We start from the raw sequence: 467 nt of genomic DNA on the forward strand, positions 1-467 counted from the left end.
GTCCTGGCCGTCGCGCTGGCGGAACAGGCCGTCCGCGCCGCGGTCGATGTTCGCCGGGTCGATGCTCACCAGTTTCAGTCGGCCCAGCGACACCGGCGGCGTACGGCTGTCGGCACTGATCGCGTTGACCGTACCGTCCTTGGCAAACTGCACCGTGGTGTTGGGCGGCAGCGTGATCGGACCGCCGTCGCCCAGTACGGGCTGGCCTGAGAGCGTCTGGATCGTGCCGTCCGGGCCCAGTTGGAACGTACCGGCGCGGGTGTAAGCCTCACCGCCATCCGGCGTCTGCACGGCAAAGAAGCCTTGTCCGTCGATGGCCACGTCCAGGCTGCGGCCAGTGGTCTCGATCGGGCCGGGCGCTAGGTCCGTACCGATGGCCGAGGCCATGACGTAGCTGCGCGTGGGCGAGCCCTCGCCTTGCACACCCACCGTATGGAACGCGTCGATCTGCGCCTTGAACCCGGTGG

General features: G+C 68.7%; 1 protein-coding gene. It reads right to left on the reverse strand.

The window, feature by feature from the left end; all coding sequences use genetic code 11:
- Positions 1-467 (reverse strand): flagellar hook-basal body complex protein (locus D7V93_RS43985; protein ID WP_120648750.1); only part of this gene is annotated, 467 nt, incomplete at both ends.

The sequence above is a fragment of the Corallococcus llansteffanensis genome (genome assembly GCF_003612055.1).
Lineage (GTDB): Bacteria > Myxococcota > Myxococcia > Myxococcales > Myxococcaceae > Corallococcus > Corallococcus llansteffanensis.